The sequence below is a fragment of the Segatella baroniae DSM 16972 = JCM 13447 genome (assembly GCF_000426585.1).
Taxonomy (GTDB): domain Bacteria; phylum Bacteroidota; class Bacteroidia; order Bacteroidales; family Bacteroidaceae; genus Prevotella; species Prevotella baroniae.
In genome coordinates this window covers 282,280-306,640 of sequence record NZ_AUFQ01000003.1, presented here as the reverse complement: position 1 = coordinate 306,640, position 24,361 = coordinate 282,280, and the positions used below count along the sequence as shown (strand labels likewise).

At 54.4% G+C, this 24,361-nt stretch carries 19 protein-coding genes; 11 read left to right on the top strand and 8 right to left on the bottom strand.

From position 1 onward, the window contains the following. A partial coding sequence (locus K334_RS15150; RefSeq protein ID WP_248623500.1) for a hypothetical protein occupies positions 1 to 282 on the bottom strand: 282 nt, incomplete at its 3' end. A gap of 839 nt (positions 283 to 1,121) precedes the next feature. Between K334_RS15150 and K334_RS0104320 the strand changes: the two genes are divergently transcribed. From K334_RS0104320 to ilvC, 9 genes are all read left to right on the top strand, one after another. Continuing rightward, positions 1,122 to 2,201: a bifunctional hydroxymethylpyrimidine kinase/phosphomethylpyrimidine kinase gene (locus tag K334_RS0104320; protein WP_154655547.1), complete on the top strand. Its 1,080-nt coding sequence runs from the start codon at positions 1,122 to 1,124 to the stop codon at positions 2,199 to 2,201. A gap of 163 nt (positions 2,202 to 2,364) precedes the next feature. Next, the gene (pdxS, locus tag K334_RS0104315; RefSeq protein ID WP_025880400.1) at positions 2,365 to 3,237 is read left to right on the top strand and encodes a pyridoxal 5'-phosphate synthase lyase subunit PdxS; all 873 of its coding nucleotides are present in this window, start codon (positions 2,365 to 2,367) and stop codon (positions 3,235 to 3,237) included. Then, positions 3,237 to 3,782: a pyridoxal 5'-phosphate synthase glutaminase subunit PdxT gene (gene pdxT, locus K334_RS0104310; protein WP_025880401.1), complete on the top strand. Its 546-nt coding sequence runs from the start codon at positions 3,237 to 3,239 to the stop codon at positions 3,780 to 3,782. Before pdxS ends, pdxT begins: the two co-directional genes overlap by 1 nt. Before the next feature lie 302 nt (positions 3,783 to 4,084). Then, on the top strand, positions 4,085 to 5,119 hold the full coding sequence (locus K334_RS0104305; protein WP_021588472.1) for a winged helix DNA-binding domain-containing protein: 1,035 nt from the start codon (positions 4,085 to 4,087) through the stop codon (positions 5,117 to 5,119). A gap of 226 nt (positions 5,120 to 5,345) precedes the next feature. Further along, positions 5,346 to 7,148: a dihydroxy-acid dehydratase gene (ilvD, locus tag K334_RS0104300; protein ID WP_027444570.1), complete on the top strand. Its 1,803-nt coding sequence runs from the start codon at positions 5,346 to 5,348 to the stop codon at positions 7,146 to 7,148. Positions 7,149 to 7,154: 6 nt separating this feature from the next. Continuing rightward, positions 7,155 to 8,870: a biosynthetic-type acetolactate synthase large subunit gene (gene ilvB, locus K334_RS0104295; protein WP_027444569.1), complete on the top strand. Its 1,716-nt coding sequence runs from the start codon at positions 7,155 to 7,157 to the stop codon at positions 8,868 to 8,870. Between the two features lie 39 nt (positions 8,871 to 8,909). Then, positions 8,910 to 9,449, top strand: coding sequence for an acetolactate synthase small subunit (gene ilvN, locus K334_RS0104290; protein ID WP_027444568.1), 540 nt, complete (start codon positions 8,910 to 8,912; stop codon positions 9,447 to 9,449). Between the two features lie 7 nt (positions 9,450 to 9,456). Continuing rightward, positions 9,457 to 10,218, top strand: a complete 762-nt coding sequence (locus K334_RS0104285) for an acyl-[acyl-carrier-protein] thioesterase (RefSeq protein WP_025880402.1) — start codon at positions 9,457 to 9,459, stop codon at positions 10,216 to 10,218. Between the two features lie 184 nt (positions 10,219 to 10,402). Then, a complete protein-coding gene (gene ilvC / locus K334_RS0104280) occupies positions 10,403 to 11,446 on the top strand; it encodes a ketol-acid reductoisomerase (protein ID WP_021588580.1) in 1,044 nt (347 codons plus the stop codon). A gap of 96 nt (positions 11,447 to 11,542) precedes the next feature. Here ilvC and K334_RS0104275 read toward each other — a convergent pair whose 3' ends face one another. The 5 genes from K334_RS0104275 to trmD form a co-directional block, all read right to left on the bottom strand. Further along, a complete protein-coding gene (locus tag K334_RS0104275) occupies positions 11,543 to 13,438 on the bottom strand; it encodes a RecQ family ATP-dependent DNA helicase (RefSeq protein WP_027444566.1) in 1,896 nt (631 codons plus the stop codon). Positions 13,439 to 13,466: 28 nt separating this feature from the next. After that, entirely contained in the window at positions 13,467 to 15,188 is a 1,722-nt protein-coding gene (recJ, locus tag K334_RS0104270; protein WP_025880405.1) for a single-stranded-DNA-specific exonuclease RecJ, read from the bottom strand. A 237-nt stretch (positions 15,189 to 15,425) separates the two neighbouring features. After that, positions 15,426 to 16,628 (bottom strand): C1 family peptidase, encoded by a 1,203-nt coding sequence (locus K334_RS0104265; RefSeq protein ID WP_027444565.1) that lies wholly within the window; start codon positions 16,626 to 16,628, stop codon positions 15,426 to 15,428. Between the two features lie 17 nt (positions 16,629 to 16,645). Continuing rightward, the gene (locus tag K334_RS0104260) at positions 16,646 to 18,046 is read right to left on the bottom strand and encodes an aminopeptidase P family protein (RefSeq protein WP_027444564.1); all 1,401 of its coding nucleotides are present in this window, start codon (positions 18,044 to 18,046) and stop codon (positions 16,646 to 16,648) included. 342 nt (positions 18,047 to 18,388) lie between these two features. Further along, positions 18,389 to 19,075: a tRNA (guanosine(37)-N1)-methyltransferase TrmD gene (trmD, locus tag K334_RS0104250; protein ID WP_021588503.1), complete on the bottom strand. Its 687-nt coding sequence runs from the start codon at positions 19,073 to 19,075 to the stop codon at positions 18,389 to 18,391. Between the two features lie 109 nt (positions 19,076 to 19,184). Here trmD and K334_RS0104245 point away from each other — a divergent pair, with 109 nt between their 5' ends. Next, a complete protein-coding gene (locus tag K334_RS0104245) occupies positions 19,185 to 19,940 on the top strand; it encodes a nucleoside-specific channel-forming Tsx family protein (RefSeq protein WP_025880408.1) in 756 nt (251 codons plus the stop codon). Here the strand turns inward: K334_RS0104245 and ligA are convergent. Beyond that, positions 19,937 to 21,910 (bottom strand): NAD-dependent DNA ligase LigA, encoded by a 1,974-nt coding sequence (gene ligA / locus K334_RS0104240; protein WP_036889937.1) that lies wholly within the window; start codon positions 21,908 to 21,910, stop codon positions 19,937 to 19,939. The two genes, K334_RS0104245 and ligA, sit on opposite strands and share 4 nt — an antisense overlap. Positions 21,911 to 22,063: 153 nt before the next feature. Here ligA and coaW point away from each other — a divergent pair, with 153 nt between their 5' ends. After that, on the top strand, positions 22,064 to 22,897 hold the full coding sequence (gene coaW, locus K334_RS0104235) for a type II pantothenate kinase (RefSeq protein ID WP_025880411.1): 834 nt from the start codon (positions 22,064 to 22,066) through the stop codon (positions 22,895 to 22,897). Here coaW and K334_RS13465 read toward each other — a convergent pair. Beyond that, entirely contained in the window at positions 22,894 to 24,210 is a 1,317-nt protein-coding gene (locus K334_RS13465; RefSeq protein WP_025880413.1) for an MATE family efflux transporter, read from the bottom strand. The genes coaW and K334_RS13465 overlap by 4 nt on opposite strands. Positions 24,211 to 24,361: the final 151 nt, after the last annotated feature.

The window sequence follows — 24,361 nt, the reverse complement described above, 5'->3', positions numbered from 1 at the left end:
CACTTTACTTTCGTTTGCCATAATGAATTCTTTTTTTTGGATTGAATGATTGAAAATTGTTTCTTGTTTTTCGTCCCACCGTTTGTTTTGGCGTTTCCCCGGCCTCGGAAAGTCTCCCACCGTTTGTTTTGGCGTTTCCCCGGCCTCGGAAAGTCTCCCACCGTTTGTTTTGGCGTTTCCCCGGCCTCGGAATTTTACAAATGTTTTGTTTTGACGTTTCCCCGGCCTTGGAATTTTACAAATGTTTTGTTTTGACGTTTTCCTCGCTGCGGGATTTAACACATGTTATGTTTTGACGTCTTCCGAGCCACGATATTCCGTCTCCGCGAACGGCGTGAGCCGTAGGGGCGTGAGGAATCACGTGCCGCCGTTTGTCTTCGGACTCCTGACGTGGCGTGGGATTTCGCCGCCCGTCGTTTTTTTGATATGAATCATCGGAAAAACCGCATGGTGTTTTCCAATCATCGTCATTTTGCATTCCCGACGCAGGGGGCGTGATGAGCACTGCTTGGGTTTCCGGTTTGATGTGCCTTTTCATTTTCGTTTTACTGAATATTTAAAATTGAATTTAAAATATTTCTGTTTTCCGGTTGTCTCACGTCACATTCCTGTCTGCCGGGTTTCGCATGTCGGATGGTTCTTTTCCGAGCAATTCCACAAGAAACATTTGTGTGAAAACTGCAAAAAAGCTATACAAAAATAAGAAAAAGCGAGTTGTGATTTTCAAAATTTACAAGAGAAAGGCCATTTTAGATGTATCATTACACCCTAAAAGACTTAATTTCCCCCTAAAAACGCTTAATGAAAGCTTGGAAAAGAGCAAGTAAAAACGTATCTTTGCATCCATTATAAAAAAAATGAAAACGACAAGCATGAACACCCGTCATCTCACCGAAAAGACTTCGGCCTTTCTCTGGTCGCGCGCCGAGAACACCATCGCCGCGCGCTTGTTTTATTTCTCCACCGTGCGTGTCGAAGGAGAATGCCGACCTGCGCTACCGTGAGACGGCGCTGATGCACGCCGTCAGGCTGAACAAACGGGAGATAGAGGCCTATCCTTGGATTTGACGGCGTTTCTCCTTAATATATATATAAGCACCATTCGCATCTTGATACTGTGTATGAAACAACTGGTTCCCATTTTAAGCATAACGGGTTCGGACTGCAGCGGAAGCGTTGGCGTCCAGGCCGACGTGAAGACCATTTCCGACATGGGAGGTTATCCGTTGACAGCGATTACGGCGATTACCGTTCAGAGCCGCAAAGCATTGGAGGATGTCGCTTACCTGCCCACCGCACTTGTCGTGAAGCAAGTCAGGAGCGTTGTCGAGGAAGCGCATCCGGCCGTGGTCAAGGTGGGCTTGCTGGGCGGCGGCGACATGATTTCGGCATTGCGCCATGAGATCATCGGCTGCAAGCATATCGTGCTGGACCCCGGTATCATCAGTTCCGGGGGCAGACGGCTGGTCGGTGACGAGGCGTTGGCGGCCTTGCAGGCCGGCCTGGTGCCCGAGGCCTCTCTGCTCATGCTCAAGTGCAAGGAAGCCGAAGTGATACTGAAGGAATCGATATTGTCGGACGAGGACATGCTGAACGCAGCCCGACGGCTGCATGACATGGGGGCGCAATGGGTGCTGCTGCGTGGGGGAAGCCACGTGAAAGGCCAGCTGACCGCGCTTCTTTATGGAGAGAACAAGGGACGGTTCTTCACCTCTTACAATACGGAAGGGTGGCAGCGGCATGGTGTCGGCGGCGCGCTGTCGACGGCCATAGCGACCCGCCTGGGGCTCGGCGACGACATGGAGACGGCCATCGACAAGGCCCACGAGTACATCCATAGCCAGATTGTCTATGCCGTGTCGCCCGAAGACAAGTGTCTGCGCCCGTCGGACCTCTACAATCGGTTCCTGTCGCTCATCGCGGAACACTATCAGGAGGCCCATGACGTTGGTTTTTATGCGGACAGGCTGTGCATCACGTCGCGCTATCTGTCGCAGGTGACGGACAAGGTCGTGGGCAAGACGCCCAAGCATGTCATAGCCGATTACGTGATGAGCGAGGCCAAGGTGCTGCTCAACTCTTCGCGGTTGACCGTCCAGGAGATTGCCGACAAGCTGGGATTCTCGTCGCAAGCCTTGTTCGGAAGGTTTTTCAAGAGCCAGGAAGGGTGCAGTCCTTCGGCATATCGGACGACATTGTAGCTTTCAACGGGCCACATGAATCATTCCTTTGAATGGCCATGACGCAGCCCGACGTGCCTGTCCGTTTGTGATTTTCGGCACAACCTTTTGCAGGAAAGGAACATTTCCTTTCCCATTTTGATGATTATGCAGACCTTTACCCCCATCATTAAAATTCAAGAATATGGAAGATAGAACACAATTGAACCGCCAGTTGGCCCAAATGCTCAAGGGCGGCGTCATCATGGATGTAACAACGCCTGAACAGGCACGTATTGCCGAGGCGGCAGGAGCCTGCGCGGTCATGGCATTGGAGCGGATACCGGCCGACATCCGCGCAGCCGGTGGCGTGAGCCGCATGAGCGACCCCAAGATGATACGGGGCATTCAGGAAGCCGTAAGCATACCCGTCATGGCGAAATGCCGCATCGGTCATTTCGTGGAAGCACAGATTCTGGAAGCCATCGAGATAGACTATATCGACGAAAGCGAAGTGCTTTCGCCCGCCGATGACGTCTATCATATCGACAAACGCCAATTCCAGGTGCCCTTTGTCTGTGGCGCCAAGGATCTGGGCGAGGCCTTGAGACGCATCAACGAGGGTGCCACGATGATTCGCACCAAGGGCGAACCGGGCACGGGAGACATCATCCAGGCAGTCAGGCACATGCGGATGATGCAGAGCGAGATACGTCGGCTCACCTCACTTGCCGAAGAGGAACTTTACGAAGCGGCCAAACAACTCCGTGTGCCCTTCGAACTGGTCGAGTATGTCCATGCCAACGGCAAACTGCCTGTCGTCAACTTTGCGGCCGGTGGCGTGGCTACGCCGGCCGACGCGGCCCTCATGATGCAGCTTGGAGCAGAGGGTGTATTCGTCGGCAGCGGCATTTTCAAGAGCGGAAATCCCGAGAAACGTGCGCAAGCCATCGTCAAAGCGGTGACCAACTATCAGAATCCGAAGATGTTGGCGGAGCTTAGTGAAGACTTGGGCGAGGCCATGGTCGGAATCAACGAGAGCGAGATTCAACTGCTCATGGCAGAGAGGGGCAAGTGATGCGCATAGCGATATTGGCACTTCAGGGGGCATTTGCCGAACATGGGCAAATGCTCTCAAAGATGGGAGTAGACTCTTTCTTCGTGCGGAATGCCGCGGATTGGCAGCAACCCAAGGACGGTCTGATCATTCCCGGTGGCGAAAGCACGGCCATGATGCGCATCATGGCGGACGAAGGCTTGTCGCAACCGGTGAGCGAAGCCATCGGGCAGGGCCTGCCCACCTTCGGAACGTGCGCCGGACTCATCATGCTCGACCGCGTGCATCTGGCCACCATGGACATCCTGGCCAAGCGCAATGCCTACGGCCGGCAGCTGGGCAGCTTCCGGACGATGGCCGATTTCAAGGGCATGGGCCGTGTTCCGATGACCTTCATCCGTGCGCCGTTCATTGCGGAAGCCGGTTCCGAGGTCGAGGTGTTGGCCGAAGTGGACGGAAGAATCGTGGCCGCCCGCCAAGGAAAGCAGTTGGTGACGGCCTTCCATCCCGAGTTGGATGGTGACGAACGCATCCACCGCCTGTTTGTCGACATGTGTACGGCTTGAAGATGGGTGGGATGGAAAGATGGAAAGCGGCCCTTTGACCAGCCAAAAGGGCCGTTTCCTGCTTATAGAAGGGCTGCTTTCGGCGCGCAAAAGCAGCCCTTTTACGAGCTGACAGTCATGCTTTTACGCTGTCAAAGCACCACTATTGAAAAATGTATGCGCCGCGAGTAGATTCCCAAAACTTGTCCTTTCCCTTTCGTTTCATGGCCTTTGTCCATGAAACAACTTGATTTTCAAAAGGATAACCCCGCCCTGTGGCGGAATGAAAACGTAATGGAATAATTGTCAAATATCTTTCAAGCATGAATCCGGTAGCCCTTCGACTTCTCAATCAACAACTCGTTTGCCCCCAGTTCGACAGCCCCGCCGACGTGGTTGGCCATATGGGTGCCATGCAGGCGCAGGAATATCGCATGATGCAGTGGGCAGTAGCCATGCGGACGCGCAGACCTTCGGCGGAAGCCTTCAAGGAAGCTTTCGACAGCGGGCAGATCATTCGCCTGCACCTGCTGCGTGGGACGTGGCAGTTGGTGGCCGCTTCCGACTATTGGGCGTGGCTCGCGCTTTGTGCCCCTAAGGCCGTTGCGGCGACCCAAGGGTGGATGAGCAGCAATAAAGTCGTTATTACGGAAGAAGAAACCACCCGGGTCAGGGATGTTCTGACCCGAACCGCGGCGGATAAAGGCAGCGCGACGAAAGAAGATTTCGTACAGTCGCTGGCTGAAAAGGGCATTCGGATGGATGCCCATCGGTTGTCATACCACATTCGGATGGCCGAATTTGGGGGAATCATTTGTAGTGGAGCGTTATTCCCCGGTAAAGCTACTTACGCATTGACGGCAAATCGGGTGGGGACACCCGTCCGAATCGACCGGGATGAGGCTTTGAGGCGTTTGACCCGTCAATATTTCCAGAGTCACCAACCGGCGACGTTGGAGGATTTCGTATGGTGGTCGGGGCTGAATGTCACAGATTGCCGCAGAGGCATGGCCTTGTTGGGCGATGACCTCCACCTTGAGACGTGGAATGGACGGGCGTTCCATCTGACAGGCGACTGTCGAACGAGAGGTTTCCGCAGGGGGAAGTATCTTTTGATACCCTCTTATGACGAGTATCTGATAGGCTATAAAAGTCGTGATGTCGTGTTGTCACCCGAATATCAGCATAAGGCTTATAACAAGAATGGTATCTTCCAGCCCGTCATAGCCCACGACGGAATGGTCTGCGGCAACTGGAGTCCGTTTAAAGACACGTGTCGTGCGGAGTTCTTCGTCGGAGAGCACAGCTGCGACATGCAGGACGAGTGGGCTGCTTACAGGAGATACCAGGCAAAGTGAAATTTCTTCTTGAAGACGGCACGTTGTCCGTGGAAGAAAGTGTGCGCCGCCGTTCGTGGTTGCGTGTTGCTGATTGTGATATTAGGCCTTTATTTTGTGATAAATTGCAAATTGTTGTTCGCAAATACTTGTAATTTAGCGGAATTAATATACCTTTGCAGCTTAATATCAGGTTCCTTGTTGGATTTTTGTGAATATATATAGAGAAAGGATAAAGATAGTAATGATGAAGCATCGGTTGAGAAGCGCGGTCTGCACGGAAGGCAGACGGATGGCCGGCGCCCGTGCGCTTTGGGTTGCCGCAGGTATGAAACAGGAGCAATTCGGCAAGCCGATCATCGCGATCGTGAACAGTTTCACGCAGTTTGTGCCCGGTCATACGCACCTGCATGAAATCGGACAGATCGTCAAAAAGGAGATAGAGGCGATGGGTTGCTACGCCGCGGAGTTCAATACGATAGCCATTGACGACGGCATAGCGATGGGACACGACGGCATGCTCTATTCGCTGCCCAGCCGAGACATCATCGCCGACTCGGTGGAATATATGGTGAATGCCCACAAGGCCGACGCCATGATCTGCATTTCAAACTGTGACAAGGTGACGCCGGGCATGCTGATGGCCGGCATGCGGCTCAACATTCCGACGGTGTTCTGCTCGGGCGGCCCCATGGAAGCGGGCCGTTGGCGCAATGAGAATGCCGACCTGGTGACGGCGATGGTCAAGGGTGCCGACGAATCGGTGTCGGATGAAGAGGTTGCCGAACTGGAACGAACGGCTTGTCCGGGCTGTGGGAGCTGCTCGGGCATGTTCACGGCCAACTCCATGAACTCCCTGACCGAAGCCATCGGCTTGAGTCTGCCCGGCAACGGCACCGTTTTGGCCACCCATGTGAACCGCGTCGAACTCTTCAAGGCGGCGGCCCGGCAGATTGTCAGGAACGCCTATGCCTATTATCAAGACGGCGACGAAAGCGTGTTGCCCCGCAACATCGCCACGCGTGACGCGTTTCTCAACGCCATGACCTTGGACATCGCCATGGGTGGCAGCACCAATACGGTGCTGCATCTGCTGGCCGTCGCCCAGGAGGGAGGCGTCGATTTCAGCATGGAGGACATCGACATGCTGAGCCGCAAGGTGCCGTGCCTGTGCAAGTTGGCCCCCAACACGCAGAAATACAGCGTGCAGGAGTGCAACCGCGCGGGCGGTATTCTCGGCATATTGAACGAGTTGGACAAGGGCGGACTGATTCATGGCGACGTGAAGCGCGTCGACGGCAAGACGCTCGCCGAGCAGATGAAGGCTTACGACATCACCGTGGGACAGCCGGAAGCCGAGGCCCGTCGCATCTACGCTTCGGCCCCGGGCGGTCGGTTCTCCACCCGGATGGGCAGCCAGGACAGCCGTTGGCCCACTCTCGACACCGACCGTGCGGGCGGTTGCATCCGCGATTTGGCACATGCCTATACGCGCGACGGCGGACTGGCCGTGCTTTTCGGCAACATCGCACAGAACGGTTGCGTCGTCAAGACGGCCGGCGTGGACGAAAGTCTCTGGCATTTCGAAGGCCCGGCTGTGGTCTTCGACTCGCAGGACGACGCCTGCGAAGGTATCTTGGGCGGCAGGGTGAAGGCCGGCAACTGCGTGGTCATCACGCACGAAGGCCCCAAGGGCGGTCCCGGCATGCAGGAAATGCTCTATCCCACCAGCTACATCAAGAGCCGCCACTTGGGCAAGGCGTGCGCACTCATCACCGACGGACGCTTCTCGGGTGGCACGTCGGGGCTGAGCATCGGCCACATTTCGCCCGAGGCGGCCGCCGGAGGCAACATTGGAAAGATCAAGGATGGCGACATCATCGTGATAGACATTCCCAACCGACAGCTTCAGGTGAAGCTGACGGACGAGGAACTGGCCGCCCGACCGCAGCAACCCCTGAAGCGGAACAGAGTGGTGAGCAAGGCCCTGCGGGCTTATGCGCAGAGTGTCAGCTCGGCAGACAAAGGCGGTGTTAGAATTATAGACTGAAGAATTATGGCAAATGAGATGATAACAGGTGCAGAGGCTCTGATGAGAGCTTTGCAGGCAGAGGAAGTAAATACGATTTTCGGCTATCCCGGCGGGGCCATCATGCCCGTCTTCGATTCGCTGTATCATTATACGCGAGGCGAAAACAAATGTTTCAACCATGTTTTGGTGCGCCACGAGCAGGCTGCCGCGCATGCGGCCCAGGGCTATGCGCGCGTCAGCGGCGAAGTGGGCGTGTGCCTGGTGACGAGCGGGCCGGGGGCGACGAACACCCTGACGGGCGTGGCCGACGCGATGATGGACTCGACGCCGCTGGTCGTCATCGCCGGTCAGGTGGGCGTGGGCGCGCTGGGTACCGACGCTTTTCAAGAGGTGGACTTGGTGGGTTTGGCGCAGCCCATCACCAAATGGGCCTATCAGATCAGGCGACCGGAAGACGTGGCGTGGGCTGTGAGCCGTGCGTTCTACATCGCCCGCAGCGGCCGTCCCGGGCCGGTGGTGCTCGACTTTCCCAAGAATGCCCAGACACACACGTGCGAGTGGATCGGCGTCAAGGTGGAGCATGTGCGTTCGTATGACCCTTATCCCAAGTTGAACAACGAGGCCATACAGCGTGCCGCCGGCCTGATCAACCAGGCACGGCGCCCCTTTGCGCTCATCGGACAGGGCGTGGAACTGGGTGGCGCCCATCATGAACTGCTCGAATTTCTTGAGAAGGCGGACATTCCCGCAGGCCGCACGCTGCTGGGGTTGTCGGCCTTGCCCGGCAATCATCGCCTGAACATGGGCATGCTCGGCATGCACGGCAGTTACGCGACCAACATGAAGACGCAGGAATGCGACGTGCTGATTGCGATAGGAATGCGCTTCAGCGACCGCGTGACAGGCCTTCCATCCACCTACGCGAAGCAGGCGCACATTATTCATCTGGACATCGACAGGGCGGAGATCGACAAGAACATCAAGTGCGAAGTGCCGGTCGTTGGCGATTGCAAGATGTCGCTGCCGGCCATCACCCGCCTTTTGGCGAAGAACAGCCACACGGAATGGATCGACTCGTTCGAGACCTATCGGCAGATGGAGGACGAACAGGTGATACAGCCCGACATTCATCCCGCCGAGGGGCCGCTGCTCATGGGCGAGGTGGTCAATGTGGTGGCCGAAGCGACGGCGGGCAATGCCGTCCTGGTGAACGACGTAGGACAGAACCAGATGATTTCGAGTCGCTATTTCCAGTTCCTCACCAAGCGTTCGATCGTGACGAGCGGCGGCTTCGGCACCATGGGCTTCGGCCTGCCGGCTGCCGTCGGCGCGGCTTTCGGCTCCCCCGACCGCACCATCTGCTGCTTCATGGGCGACGGCGGCTTCCAGATGAGCATTCAGGAACTGGGCACCATCATGGAGCAACAGGCCCCGGTTAAGATGATTCTCTTGAACAACAACTACTTGGGGAACGTCAGGCAGTGGCAGGACCTGATGTTTGGCGGACGCCGTTCCTTCACGCGCATGCTGAACCCGCACTATGCCGACATCGCGAAAGGCTACGGCATTCCGTATGACGTGGCGATAGACCGCAAGGATTTGGCTGAAAAGGTGGCGCGGATGTTGCGCACCGACGGGCCATACTTGCTGGAATGCGCCATCAAGGAGGACGAGGACATCGTGCCGATGACCATGCCGGGCAAGAGTGTGGACGAGATGCAGCTGGCATTGGACTATTAGCAGAAGGATGGATATGTGTCATTAATTTACAATTGGATTATGGATAGTGCGAAAAGATTATATACATTGCTGGTTTATTCGGAGAATATAGCCGGTATTCTCAATCAGATTACGGCTGTATTCACCCGCCGTCAGGTCAATATAGAGAGCTTGAACGTGTCGGCCAGCAGCATAAAGGGGATTCATAAATACACGATTACCGTGTGGAGCGACGAAGAGCAGATTGTAAAAATCACCAAAGCCATCGAAAAGAAGATAGATGTGGTGAAGGCGAACCATTATCTCGACGACGATTTGTTCATCCACGAGATTGCGCTCTTCAAGATTTCAACGCCTGTCTTGATGGAACATCCCGACATCTCGCGGGCCATCCGCAAGCATGGCGCCCGCATGATGGAAGTGAATCCCACGTATGCGACGGTGCTTCTGGCAGGCTTGACCGAAGACATCGCCGACTTGTTTGCGCAACTGAATGAGTTCGGCTGCCTGTTGCAGTACACGCGTTCCGGGCGAATCGCCGTTACGCGCAGCAAGGAAGAGATTATTTCGGAATATTTGGAAACACAAAATAAAGGATAATCGAGTGATGTTGGGCAAAGTAGGAACTTACGGATTTGTCGCCGAGCCGTTTCATTGCGACTTCTCCCATCGGCTGATGTTGGGCCATTTGGGCAATGCCATGCTCAATGCCGCCGACTATCACAGCAACGACCGTGGCTATGGCATGGAGTATCTCAACACGGTACACCGCACATGGGTGTTGAGTCGGCTCGCCATCGAGGTGGAGGACATGCCCAAGGCGTATGACAGATTCACGATAGAGACCTGGGTCGAGGGGGCGATGAAGTACTTTACGAGCAGGAATTTTGCCGTAACGGCGGAAGACGGGCGCCCGCTGGGCTACGGCCGCAGCATCTGGGCCATGATAGATACCGACACGAGGCAGCCGGTCGACATCCTGGCGGTGCGCGACGGTTTGATTTCGGAGTATATAGAAACGGACAAACCGTGTCCCATCGAGAAGAGTTCGCGTGTGAAAATAGAAGGGAAGGGCGTGTTTGCCCGCAGCGTTCCCACGTATTACAGCGACGTCGATGTGAATGGACACGTCAATTCGGTGAAATACATCGAGCATGCGTTGGACTTATTTGGTCTCGATTTCTACAAATCCCACCGTCTGAAACGGTTTGATGTGGCTTATGTCGCCGAGAGCCATCAGGGAGATTTGCTGAAGTTCTATGTGCAACAAGCAGGTGAACGTTATGTGATTCGGATTACAAAATCGTCTCTTTCTTCGATAGAAGAGGTTGAAGTTGTAAGATTGTTGATGGGTTTTGTAAAAGAATGAAATTACGTTTGGCCGTTTGATTGTGATTGTTTACCTTTGCAAGCGTTATAGTTTTGTTCCTAAGCCGCTGCTTTGAATAATTGGCGGATGGATCCGATGGCAGACTGTTTTTGGATAAAGCGGATTGGATTCAATAGGAAATAGTCAACCCGTAGCCCGCTTGGGGCTACACAAAGAATTACTTATGGCAGAAATGAATTTTGGTGGCGTCGTTGAAACAGTGGTCACCAGCAAGGAGTTCTCATTGGAGAAAGCTCGTGAAGTGTTGAAAGATGAGACCATAGCCGTTCTTGGTTATGGCATTCAGGGGCCTGGCCAGGCTTGCAATTTGCGCGACAACGGATTCAACGTGATTGTCGGTCAGCGTGAAGGAAAGACCTTTGAGAAGGCGAAAGCCGACGGATGGGTACCCGGCAAGACTTTGTTTTCCATTGAAGAAGCCGTGCAGCGCGGAACCATTCTGTGCATGCTGCTTTCCGATGCGGGCCAGATTGCGGTTTGGCCATCCATCCAGAAGCACCTGACTTCAGGCAAGACACTTTATTATTCCCATGGCTTCGTCATCAACTGGAACGACCGCACGGGCGTGGTTCCTCCCTCGGATGTCGATGTCATCATGGTTGCACCGAAAGGCTCGGGCACCTCTCTTCGCACCATGTTCTGCGAAGGACGGGGCTTGAACAGCTCTTATGCCGTTTATCAGGACGCTTCCGGGCATGCCGAAGAAAAGACTTTGGCACTCGGTATCGGTATCGGCTCGGGCTATCTCTTCAAGACGACGTTCCAAAGAGAGGCCACTTCCGACCTCACGGGTGAGCGTGGTTCGTTGATGGGGGCTATCGAAGGTCTCTTGGAAGCACAATATGAGGTTCTCCGCGAGCATGGACATTCTCCTTCGGAAGCCTTCAACGAGACCGTAGAAGAACTTACGCAGAGCTTGATGCCGCTGTTCGGCGCGAATGGCATGGACTGGATGTACGCCAACTGCTCGACCACGGCCCAGCGTGGCGCGCTGGATTGGGCGCCACGGTTCCGCGAAGCCATCAAACCCGTGATGGAGTGGCTCTATCTCAGTGTGAAGACGGGCAACGAAGCACAGATTTCCATTGACAAGAACTCACAGCCGGACTATCGTGAAAAGCTGAATGAAGAACTGAAGGCGATGCACGATATGGAGATGTGGCAGGCCGGTGAGACCGTTAGAAAACTGAGACCGGAAAACAACTGATTTTTTCTCGTACATAATATTACTGAAGGGAGTTCTCCGTGGTGGAGAGCTCTCTTTTCGTTTTGTACGTTCGATAAGGGTTGTGGCTGCTGTAGGTCACTTGATGTAGACCTTGTCATCCTTGAGATGGATGATCTCTTCATTCCTAAGATGGTCGATGGCCGCGTCAAGTTGACGCTTGGGAATGTCCAGTTGCAGGATGTCATTCAGCGGGTGCAGTTCTTTGTCGCTCAAGAGAGCCAGAATCTTGTCGAGCGCAGACTCCATCCTGTCGTCCGATTCCTGGTCGGTTTCCTTTTCAAGACACACGTCGCAGCAGTGGCAAGCAGGCGAGTGTGGTTGCCCGAGATAGGAGAGGAGCTGCCGGCTTCTGCACACCTGGTCATTGGTGGCGTAGCTGATGATGGCTTCAATGCGGTCGGTGAACTGCCGTTTGCGCTCGTCGTAAACCTCCTTGCTGATGGCCAGCCGGTCGCCGTCGATCCTATCGGTCAGATAGGTGATGAAGGGAATCTTGCGTTGGGGGATGTAATGGAGGATTCTCCTTTGGCTTAGGGACTTCAATACCAGGTAGATCTGCTGCTTGGTGAGGCCCGCTATGTCCGCGATCCTTTCTTCATTGATGAATACGTAGTCGTTGAATACGCCGCCATATTGGCGCAGCACTATTGTGATGACGCGGTCTTGAAGGGGCGTCAGTTCGTTGAGTCGGTAGAGTTCGTTCCGGGTCAACAGGAACATGAGCCTGGGCGCGGCTTCCGGTTCATTCTCATAATAGATGTAACCGGCCCGCTGTATGATTCTGAGCGCGGAGTCGACAAGGCGGGGACTGTGACCGAACGCGATGCAGAACTTGTCCATTTCAAACGAGAAAGTATGGTATCTCCCGCTGCCGACACCTATCTGAAAGAAATACGCAAGGTGTTCGTAGACGAGTTTGATGAAGTCCTTCTCGGGAAAAGTTTCCGCAATTCGCTTGTGGAGCTTGCTCTTGTCATAGCCGTTGTAGAGCAATACGGCATAGGCTTTCCGTCCGTCTCGTCCACCTCGGCCCGCTTCCTGGAAGTAGGCCTCGATCGAATCGGGGCAATTCATGTGGATGACCAGGCGCACGTTGGGCTTGTCGATACCCATGCCGAAGGCATTTGTGGCGACCATGACACGTATCCTGTCTTCCTGCCATTGCTTCTGACGCTCGTCTTTGCTGAGGTGGTCGAGGCCCGCATGATAGAAAGTGGAGGAGAATCCTTGCGCGGTCAGCAGTTCGTTGATTTCCTTGCATTTCTTGCGGCTTCGCACATATACGATGGCACTGCCGTCGACAGACCGCAGGATATGGGCCAATTCGCCCAACTTGTCGCCTGTCGTCCTGACGACATAGGACAGATTCTTCCGTTCGAAGCTCATCCTGAACACATTCTTCCGGGCAAACTTCAGTCGTTCCTGAATGTCGTCGACGACGTGTGGGGTGGCTGTGGCCGTCAAAGCCAATATGGGAATGCCGGGCAGAAGGTCGCGAAGGGCGGCTATGGTCAGGTAGGAGGGGCGGAAATCATAGCCCCATTGGCTGATGCAGTGGGCTTCATCCACCGTGATGAAGCTCACTTTCATGTGTCGGAGTTTCGTCTGAAAGAGTTCGGAAGACAGGCGTTCGGGCGATACATACAGGATTTTGACGGCACCGAAGATGGTGTTTTCCAAAGTCTTGATGATTTCTGGCCGTGTCATTCCCGAATAGATGGCCGCCGCACGTATGCCTTTGGCGAGCAAATGGTCCACCTGGTCCTTCATCAAGGCTATCAGCGGCGTGATGACAATGCACACGCCGTCCATGGAAAGAGCCGGAACCTGGAATGTTATCGACTTTCCGCCGCCTGTCGGCATGAGTCCAAGCGTGTCCTGCCCCCTTCCTATGCTCTCGATGATTTCTTTCTGGATGCCACGGAAGTCCGAGAACCCCCAGTATTGTCGGAGGATTTCCTTGTATTCCATCATGCTTGTGTTGTGGAACGTCCTTGCGTCAGCGTTCGTCGGGCCTGATATCTTCTATTTGAAGCTGAATCTGATTCCGCTTGAAGACGTTGCTTTCCAGTGTATAGGCTATGTCGAAACTCCGTTTGGACTTGATGTAGCGCGCCGAGGCGCTTTGTCCGAAGGCTATGCCGTTCACGACATTGGACGATTTCGAGTCGACCAGCTCCAATTTGATGTGCTCCTGTTCACGCCCTACGACCTTGCTTGTGCCGTAGTCGTACACGCCCAGGGTGCAGAAAAGCGGCTTGGTGTTGTTCGGTCCGAACGGCGCGAACCGCTTCAAATCGGTATATAGCTTCTTGTTGATGTCCTTGAAGTCGATTACTTCGTCGATTCTGAGGATGGCTTCGGTCTGTTCCGGCAGGATATGTTCTTCCACATATGCCTGAAATCTCTTCCTGAACGTCGGGATGTCGTCCCACCGCAAGGTGAGGCCGGCTGCGTAGGTGTGTCCTCCGAAGTTCATCAGGAGGTCGCGACAGTGCTTGATGGCCGCGTAAACGTCAAAGCCGGTGACGCTTCGGGCGGAGCCTGTGGCCAACTCGCCGTCCTTTGTCAGGACGACTGTCGGCCTGAAATAGATTTCCGTCAGTCGTGAAGCGACAATGCCGATGACGCCCTTTTTCCAATTCTCATCATAGAGGACGATGGACGACTGATGGCCTTGGCTTTCCAACTTCGCTACGATTTGGTTGGCCTCTTCCGTCATTTGCTTGTCTATGTCCTTGCGTTGCTCGTTGTATTCGTCGATATGTTTGGCCTTTTTCAACGCTTCCGACAAGTCCTTTTCTATCAGGAGGTCGACGCTCTCCTTGCCGTTTTCCATCCTGCCCGAGGCGTTGATGCGCGGCCCTATCTTGAAAACGATGTCGCTCATGGATATCTCCCGCCCGTTGAGACCGCAGATGTCGATGATGGCTTTCAGGCCAATGCTCGGATTCTGGTTCAACTGTTTCAGTCCATGGAAGGCCAGGATGCGGTTCTCTTCCACCACCGGCACGATGTCGGCGGCGATAGATACCGCGCAGAAGTCAAGCAGTGGAATCAGATTGGAGAAAGGAATACCGTTGTTCTTGGCCCATCCCTGCATGAACTTGAAGCCTACGCCACACCCGCAAAGATGTTTGAAGGGGAACGTGTCGTCGGGCCGTTTGGGGTTGAGGATGGCCACAGCATTGGGCATGACCTCATCCGGCACATGATGGTCGCATATAATGAAGTCTATGCCGAGGCTTTTGGCATAGGCTATTTCCTCAATTGCCTTGATTCCGCAATCAAGTATGATGATGAGTTTTACATTCGTTGCCTTGGCATAGTCTATTCCTTTCTTGCTCACCCCATATCCTTCATCATATCTGTCGGGGATATAATAGTCGATATTGGAGTAAAACTGTTGAAGAAACTTGTAGACCAAAGCTACTGCCGTACATCCATCTACATCGTAGTCGCCATAGACCAGTATGCGTTCCTTGTGTCCCATGGCGTCGTTCAGTCTGTCGACGGCCACATCCATGTCCTTCATGAGGAAAGGATTGATGAGGTCTGCCAGCTGCGGACGGAAGAATCTCTTGGCTCCGGATTCGGTGGAGATACCCCGTCGGATGAGCAAGTGCGCCAGGATAGGGCTGATACTGAGCTTCTCGCCCAGTTCAGCTGCCGCCGCGTTTTCTTCTGATGTAGGTGGTTCGTAATTCCATTTGAAGTGCATTTATGTATTATTTTTATTTTCCTCTGTAGTGTTGCGGCTGTGCTTTTCACCGCATGTGTGGACCATAGGCACCTTTTGGCGCAAATTAATCCGCTGTAAAGATAATCATTTATTGTCAATTACGGCTTACTTTTATGAAGAAAATAATCAACCGCGGCCCTGTAGGCGGCCGCGTGCGGGCCTTCGGAAAAGCAAAAGGCCCCGGGAAATCGTTCCCGGAGCCTTGTTTGTGTCGGTTCAAATGCCGAGTTTCTTGCGGATATCCTTGGGGATGGCGTTCTTGTTGACCATGAAGTCCATCGTGTTGGCGGCGATGAAAGCCTTGGTCATGTACCAAATGCCCTTGTAGGTGCCGGTCTCGCCCCAGGAATTCTTCACCATGTAGTATTCCTTGCCGTACTGGTCTTTGGCGATACCATAGATCAGCATGCCGTGGTCGTCGGTGAGTTCCCAGTTGTCGAAGCGCTCCTGGCGCATCTTCTGCGTCGGCACGATTTCCGGGGCCTTGCAGCCGAGCGAGTCGAGCATGTTGCTTTTCTGCACCTTCGTCAGCTTCAGCCACCGTGCCATGTCGCTGCCGGTCAGGCCTTGAGCCTGCTTGGTGTCGTAGGCGTAGGCCAGTCCCTGACGGGTGAATCCTTCTTCCGAAACGTCACCGCCCCAAGCGACGGTGTAGCCGTTCATGATGGCATTGTCGATGATTCTCATCATGTCCTCCAACGGTACGTTCCAGGAGTGCGGATTGCGCCAGTTGTCCTGCACTTCGACGGCAAAACTCGTCCAGAAAGGGTGGTGCGTGTAGCTCGTGACGGTTACGTAGTCGTTGAAGTTGAGGCCCAGGCTGGCGGCGAAAGTCTGCGGCGTGTAGCTCTTTCCCTGATACATGAACTTCTCCGGGCACTTTCCGAGATAGGCGTCGAGAATGCCTTGCAGTCCCACTTTCCACTGGGTGGACAGCTTCTTGGCACTACTCTTGGCCACAGCCTGCACGTATGGCGTCATGAGGGCGAAGAATTCATTGTAGTTGTTGAGTGAGTCGCCGTACAAAGTGCCGGGCAACGGCATGGCCTCTTCGGGGCAAATGCCGTAGTGTTGCAGGCAGTAGAGCGGGTCATACACGCTTCCGCCCTGCGCAAACTGGCAGTCGCCGTGGAGCCTCACCACCTGAACGGCACGGTCCATGTAGGTCTTGTTGGCGACAAACGACTCGCAGAGATCGTATGTCTTGCCCGTACTTCTCAAGATTTCGGCCTCGAAGTAGCTCAATGTGGAGTAGTCCCAGCAGGTGCCGCTTCGGCTTTGGTTCTTGATACTCGTAATCTTGTTCTCCTTAACGACGCTGAAAACGGGCTGGTTGTCGTTTTTCTTTTCCGCCTTGTCCTGCGCGTTCGCACCGGTCGCCGCCAAGGCGAGCAGTGCCATTACTAACATTTTTCTCATTATTCTATCTTGTTTGATTAATTGTCTTCCATGAAAGCCTCCACATCCTTGGGGTGATAGGGGATGAGGTCTTTGCCGATGAAGCGGCAGCCGTCGTGGGTGATGAGCAGGTCGTCCTCGATTCGTATGCCGCCGAAGTCCTTGTAGGTCTCCAGTTTGTCGAAGTTGAGGAACTCCTTGCAGTGTCCTGTCGCCTTCCAGTCGTCGATCAGGGCGGGTATGAAGTAGATTCCAGGCTCGTCGGTGACGACAAATCCTTCCTGCAGACGCCTTCCCATGCGCAGGCAGTTGGTTCCGAACTGCTCCAGGTTGGGCCGTGTCTCTTCGTCGAAGCCTACGTTTATCTGGTCGAGGTTCTCCATGTCGTGAACGTCCATGCCCATCATGTGGCCCAGTCCGTGGGGCAGGAACATGGCGTGGGCGCCGGCTCTGACGGCTTCTGCGGTGTCGCCCTTGGCCAGTCCCAGCTCCTTGAGCCGGTCGAACATGAGCGCGCAGACCGAGAAGTGCACGTCGGCATACTTCACGCCGGGCTTGGCCACGCTGAGCGCGTGGTCGTGGCAGGCCTCCACGATGGAGTAGATTTCCAGCTGCCGCTGCGTAAACTTGCCGCTGACAGGCATGGTTCGCGTGTTGTCGCTGCAATAGTTGTTGACGGTTTCGGCCCCGGCGTCGCACAAGGCCAGCCTTCCGGCCTCCAGCACGCTCATCGACGGCGACCCGTGCATGATTTCACCATGTTGCGTGAAGATGGTGGGGAAGCTGACCATCGAGCCATACGAGTGGGCGATACCATCGACCTGTCCGCCCACGAACTTCTCCGTGACGCCGGGTTTGGTCAGCCGCATGGCCGTGGTGTGCATCTTGTAGCCGATGACGGCAGCACGTTCCAGCTCCTCGATTTCCTGCGGTTCCTTGACCGACCTCATCTTGACGACGGCTCTGATGAGCTCCATGCTGGCCGATTCTTTCTGCTGTACGGGATGAATTCCCAGCAAATCGAAGATCTGAATCATGATGTCGTGGCGGTAGGGGGGCAGATAGTGTATCTGTCTCTTGGCGCGGAGGGCGTCGTTGCAGATGGTCTTGAGGGTCTTCATGGGCCTCGATTCGTCGGCACCGACCATCTGCGCCATCGTCTGGACGCTCTCTACGGAGCCGAACCACACGATGTCTTCTATGTCGATGTCGTTGCCTACGAGGATGTCGCGGTTGTTGTCGACGTCGATGACGCCCACGAGTCCGTCGCGCTGGAGCCCGAAATAGTAGAGGAAAGAGGAGTCCTGACGGAAGGGGTAATAGCCGTTGTTCGGGAAATTGGCGGGCGACTCGTTGTTTCCAAAGAGTATGATGACGCCCGATTTCACGAGTTGTTTCAATTCGTTGCGGCGTCTGACATAAGTTGCGGAATCAAACATAAGCTGGATGTAATTTTAAAGTTAATGCCACAAAGATACATATTTATGTGTAAAAATGTCATCTTTCGACGGGAAAAAATGGGCAAATTGGGGCTTCGCGCGCCATTCCTTGGGAATCGTCATCCATAAATGGGTGGCGGATGGCAGGTGGGCGACGGCGGGCGACGGCGCGGATGGCGTGCATCCGGTAGCGTTCGTGCGGATGGTTTCAATGCGGTGGCAACGCAAAAGCAGTGCTTTGAGGGCGTAAAAGGATAGCGATTACGCGCTCAAAGCACTGCTTTTGCAAGCCGGAAGGGCAGCTTTTGCAAGCTGAAAGGCCAGCTGTTGCAATGGGGTTTGTCAGCCTTTGTTTCTTTGGAGCAGGTCGGGGCGCAGCCGTCGCGTCCTTTCCATGGCCTGGTCGAGTTCCCATTGGCGTATCTTGGCTTCGTGTCCGCTCAGCAGGATGTCGGGCACCTTCCATCCTTTGTAGTCCGCCGGGCGGGTGTAGATGGGCGCCGCCAGCATGTCGTCCTGGAAGCAGTCGCTCAAGGCGCTCTGCTCGTCGCTGATGGAGCCGGGAATGAGTCTGACAATGGCGTCGGCCATCACGGCGGCGGCCAGTTCGCCCCCCGTCAGCACATAGTCGCCAATGCTGATTTCACGCGTGATCAGGTGGTCGCGCACCCGTTGGTCAATGCCTTTGTAGTGTCCGCAAAGAATGATGATGTTGCCTTTGAGCGAGAGTTCGTTGGCGATGTGCTGGTCAAACTGCTCGCCATCGGGGCTGGTGTATATGATTTCGTCGTAGTCGCGTTCTGCCGTCAGGGCCGACAGACACCTGTCTATCGGCTCGCACTGCATCACCATGCCGGCGCTTCCTCCGTAAGGATAGTCGTCCACACGTCTCCATTTGTCCAAGGAATAGTCTCTGAGGTTGTGGACGTGGATTTCCGCAATTCCGTTTTTCTGCGCACGGGCCAGTATCGACTCGTTGATGAAGCCCGCGAACATCTCCGGCAAGACGCTGATTATATCGATTCTCATGCGGGCAAAGGTAGTAAAAATAGTTCGATGGCGAAAATAATACTTTTATATTTTGCCGTTGTGACGATTTGAACTACCTTTGCCGCTTGATTAAACGATACTTGAATTTATGAAAAAACGTGTTTCTTTTGCCTTCGCCTTGCTGATGGCAACCTGGTTTGGGGTGCATGCCCAGAACGTACAGCTGCATTATGATTTGGGGCATGCCCTCGACCACGACCTCACCACGCGTGGATCGGTCACGACGACGGTGGAGATGTTCAAGCCCGACAAGTGGGGCAGTACGTTCTTGTTTACGGACATAGACTATAAGGGTGACGGTGTGATGGGCGCTTACTGGGAGATAGCCCGCGAGTTCAACGTGTCTCACAACAAGCAGTTTGCCGCTCACTTCGAATACAACGGCGGCGCAGGCACCGGAGAGACCTCTACCGGCCAGTATTATGGCTCGCGCTACCAGCACGCCGTCCTGTTGGGAGGCGCCTGGAACTGGCATAACGCCGATTTCTCGACCACCTTCTCCTTGCAGGCCATGTACAAATATTACTTCAAGAACAGCCACACCGGCACGCATCCGTTCAACGGTTTTCAGACGACGGCCGTATGGGGCGTGCAGTTGGCTGATGGAAGGGTGACATGCAGCGGCTTTGCCGACTTGTGGTATGACCCCAACGTGAAGGGCAAACTGATCTTTTTGTCGGAGCCTCAGCTCTGGTTCAACATGAACAAGTTGAGAGGTTGGGACGGCATAAACCTGAGTGTCGGTACCGAAATCGAGCTGAGCAACAATTTCGTATGGAACGACAAAGGCGAGAACGACAAGTTCTATGCCATCCCTACCTTGGCTTTGAAATGGACATTTTAGTCGACAAACATTTCGATGAATTGCTCTTCCGAGATGACAGGCGTACCTAATTGGTGCGCCTTTTGATTTTTTCCGCTGGTCGATTCCAGGTTGTTGTTGATGAGATAGCTGGTCGATTTGCTCACGCTCCCGGTCACCTTGCCGCCTTGGTGCTGTATGTATTCTTTCAGTTCGTTGCGGTTTTTGTAGTGGAAGACATCTCCGGTGACGACGAATGTCAGCCCTGCGCAGCGGTTGCCCCGGGGCTTCAGGTCGGGTTCCGCTATGCGGAGGATTTCCTGTAGGCGCAGGGTCTCCCGGTGGTTCTCTTCCTGATGGAACCAGTTGACCAGCGATTTCGACTTCTCGGGGCCTATGCCGTCGATGTGGGCGAAGTGTTCGGCGTCGTCGGTGGTGGCCGCCTTTTCCGCCAGCTCTGCGAAACGATAGGTCGACAGCAGGCGGTTGCAGACGTCCTGGCCGCACATGGGGATGGACAAAGCGTAGAGCAGTCGGCGGGCTTCGACGTCGGTCGACTTCTCGACAGACTGCAAGATATTGGCGGCCGATTTGCTGCCGAAGCCGTCCAGCGCCGCTATTTCGGCGGCATGGTTCCGAAGGTTGAAGATGTCGGAGTAGCGGACGATCCACCCGAGATTGATGAATTTGGCGATGGTCTGCTCCGACACGCCGTCGATGTCGAGCCCGTCCTTCGATACGAAGCGGGCGAACTTCTTCAGTTGCTTGGCCGGACATTGCCTGTTGGTGCAGTGCAGGGTCTGCGTGCCACTGGCTTCGCTCGTCTTGATTTCGGTCGGCGCGTCGCATACGGGGCAGTGGGTGGGAATCGAGAGATCGCCCACTTTCTGCTCCACCTTGATTACTTTGGGAATGATCTTGTTGGCCTTGATGACGACAAGGCGGCTGTCTTTGCCGCCAATGCCCAGTCGTCGGCATTCGCTGATGTTGCAGAGTGAGGCGCGTTTGACCACGGTGCCTTCCAGATTGACAGGCTGGAAAACGGCGACAGGTGAGATGGTGCTGGCCGCGCAGCTCCATTCGATGTGGTCGAGGGTCGTCGTGGCCGACTCGTCTTGCCATTTGAAGGCATAGCCCGAGCGCGTGGCATGGTGTCCGGTGACGCTTCCCGTCTGTGAATAGGCATAGTCGTCGTATGAGATGACGAGGCCGTCGACGGGGAAGGGGTTCTTCATGGCCGTCACCTTTTCCGTCCATCGGGCGATGGAAGCCTCGATATGTTCGAGCGTCGGCGCTTCTACGCACTCCCTTTCCACGGGCTTCATGCCGTTTCTTTCTATCCAATCCATGCGTTCCCCCCACGAGTTGATGGGCTGTTCCGTATAGACGAGCGAGAAGGGAATCCACTGCAAGTGGCGTAGTTTCACCTCTTCGGCATTCTTGAGTGTCAGCGACCCCGACGCCAGATTGCGCGGGTTGGCATAGTCTTCGCCGCTTTCGAGGAGGAATTGGTCGAAGTCGGCATACGAAATGACGCATTCGCCGCGGATGACGACATGCCCGTTGTCATTGATTCTGTCGGGTATTCCTTTGATGGCTTGGGCCAGATGGGTGATGTTCGTGCCGATGTGCCCATTGCCGCGCGTCACAACCTTGCTGAGTTTGCCCCCGTCGTAGGTGACAACCAGCGTCAGGCCGTCGAGTTTCCATGAAATCCAGATGGCCTTTCCGTCGGCCCATTTCACGAGGTCTTGCGCGTTCTTGGTCTTCGCCAGTGACAGGGCGGGAAACTCATGTTCCTCTTTCTGGCCGACGATGGCCTCTTCAGACACCTTGTTGGTAGGACTGTCGGGCAGCACGGTGCCCGTCTCTTCCTCCAGAAGGCGCAGCTTGTCGAAGGCCGCGTCCCATTCGTAGTCGGTCATGCGTTCGCCTTTGCCACTATAATAATAGGTGGAAGCCTCGTTCAACAGGTTGACGAGTGCTTGCATTTCCTGGATTTTCTGTTCCATTCATTCGAATATTAGTGATGAATCATGCCGTAGAAGCATTCTGTTGATTGTCTGCAAAGATAGCCCAATTGGTAGGAAAGGGCAAAAACTGGGGCTTAATTTTTGAGAATTTGCAATTAATTGCTACTTTTGCGACTCAATCATTTCCCTTATATGAAGAATATTGTAATCGGAATAGACGTTGGTATCAGCACGACAAAGATTGTCGGTATCGACGGAAACGGCATGGTAATCAATCCTTTTCGTATCAAGGCTACAGATCCCATCACCAGTTTGTATGGCGCTTTTGGCAAATACTTGTATGACAACAAGATTCAGTTGGGCGATGTCAGGCAGGTGATGGTCACGGGCGTAGGCTCGGCCTATATCGAGACGCCCATCTATGGTCTGCCGACAGCCAAAAGCGAGGAATTTGTCGCCGATGGTTTGGGCGCGCGTTATGAAAGCAAGTTGGACAGGATGATAGTGGTCAGCATGGGAACGGGCACCAGTCTGGTGAAATGCGAGGGCGATGACATTTGCCATATCGGTGGTGTCGGTATCGGCGGCGGCACATTGGCCGGCTTGAGCCGCATCATGCTCAAGACGGATGACATCAAGCAGTTGGCGAGCATGGCCATGCAGGGCGACATCAACAACATCAACCTGCATATAGGCGACATCAGCGCCAAACCGTTGCCGGGACTTCCGATGAACGCCACGGCGTCGTTGTTCGGCAATGCCAAGACCAACGCGTCGCGCGAGGACATCGCGCTCGGATTGATCTACACGGTGTTGCAGACAATCGGCAGTAGTTGCATCCTCTCAAGTTTGGGAAGTGGCATTCGCGACTTTGTGATGATAGGCAACCTGACTTTGCTTCCGCAATGCAAGGAGGTCTATCCGGCCATGGAGAAATTGTACAACGTACATTTCCGGATTCCCAAATACAGCGAGTTCTGCACGGCCATAGGGGCGGCGTTGGACTATTATCTGAAGAACCGTTAGTTCGTCATGCCGCGATATTTGCTTGCGGTGAAATACAGCAGCGTCTGTATGACTCCCCGCAAAGCCAGATAGGCAATCATGGCCAGCCAAAGACCGTGGTTGCCTAATGTCGTTTTTGTGCCGATGCAAATGAGCCAGAAGCAGACCGCCGCCGTGAAAGCTGAGAGGAGCATGCCCTTGGTGGCCGTGGTGCCGATGAATATGCCGTCCCAGATGAACGCGGCGGCACCGGCAAGCGGGATGGCCCAAATCCAGTGAATGTATGTTTGCGCCATGTTGATGACGGCTTTTTCGTCGGTCAATAGATGAATGAAGTCTATTCCAAAGATTATATATAATAAGCTGTAGGCGGTTGTGATGAGGAACGTCCAGCCGAAGAGCCGGTTGACCGTGTGCCTGAATGCCTTGACATTCCCGGCACCGTAAAGCCGCCCTCCGAGTGCTTCGCCGGCAAAGGCAAAGCCATCCATGATGTAGGAGAACAGCAGGTAGAACTGCATGAGAACCGTGTTGGCCGAGAGAAAGAGCGTTCCCAGCTGTGCGCCCATGGAGGTGAAGTAGAGGTTTGTGAACACGATGCAGACCGTGCGGAGGAAGATGTCCCTGTTGATGGAAAAGAATTTAGCCAGCTCTTTCTTGACGAAGAGCCGGCGCGCTTGGTAATAGGCTTTCAGTCTGCCGTAGTGCATGGTCAATAAAAAGCCGCCGACGAGCAGTCCTCCGTATTGGGCGATGATGGTGCCCGTGGCGACTCCCTCTATCTTCATGCCGAAACCATAGACCAACGTGAGGCTGGCAATGATGTTGATGATGTTCTGCGTAATGGAAATGATCATGGGAAAGCGGGTGTTCTGCATCCCGATGAACCAGCCCGTCAGGCTGTTGAGTCCCAAGACGGCGGGTGCTCCCCATACGACGATGTCGAAATATGACCTGACAAAAGGAACGACATCATCCTTGGGGGCGATGAGATGAAGCATCATGGTGAGTAGGGGGTACTGGAAAACCAATATCAGCAGGGCGAGTCCGAGTGCAATGGATGAAGAGCGAAGTAGGGTGGAGGTGACGACCGTGAGATTCCGTTGCCCCAAGGCCTGTGAGGTCAGGCCGCTTGTTCCCATTCTCAGAAACGCGAACAGCCAATAAATCAGGTTGAAAATCATGGCGCCTACAGACACGGCGCCAATATATACGATGTCGCCCATGTGTCCTACGATGGCAATATCAACGAGCCCGAGAAGAGGTATCGTGATGTTCGACACGATGGAAGGCAGGGCGATACGAAGGATTTGTCTGTCAGTTTTGCTTAACATGGTTGCAAAGTTACAAGTATTTTATATATAATATGGGCTTGTCAGCGTGTCCCTATGCTGCCGGGAAACGCGATGTGGCGTTAAAAAAACGTAAAGCGTCGTTGTCGAACGTTTATAATAAAATGAATATCAATCGAAATATGCTACCTTT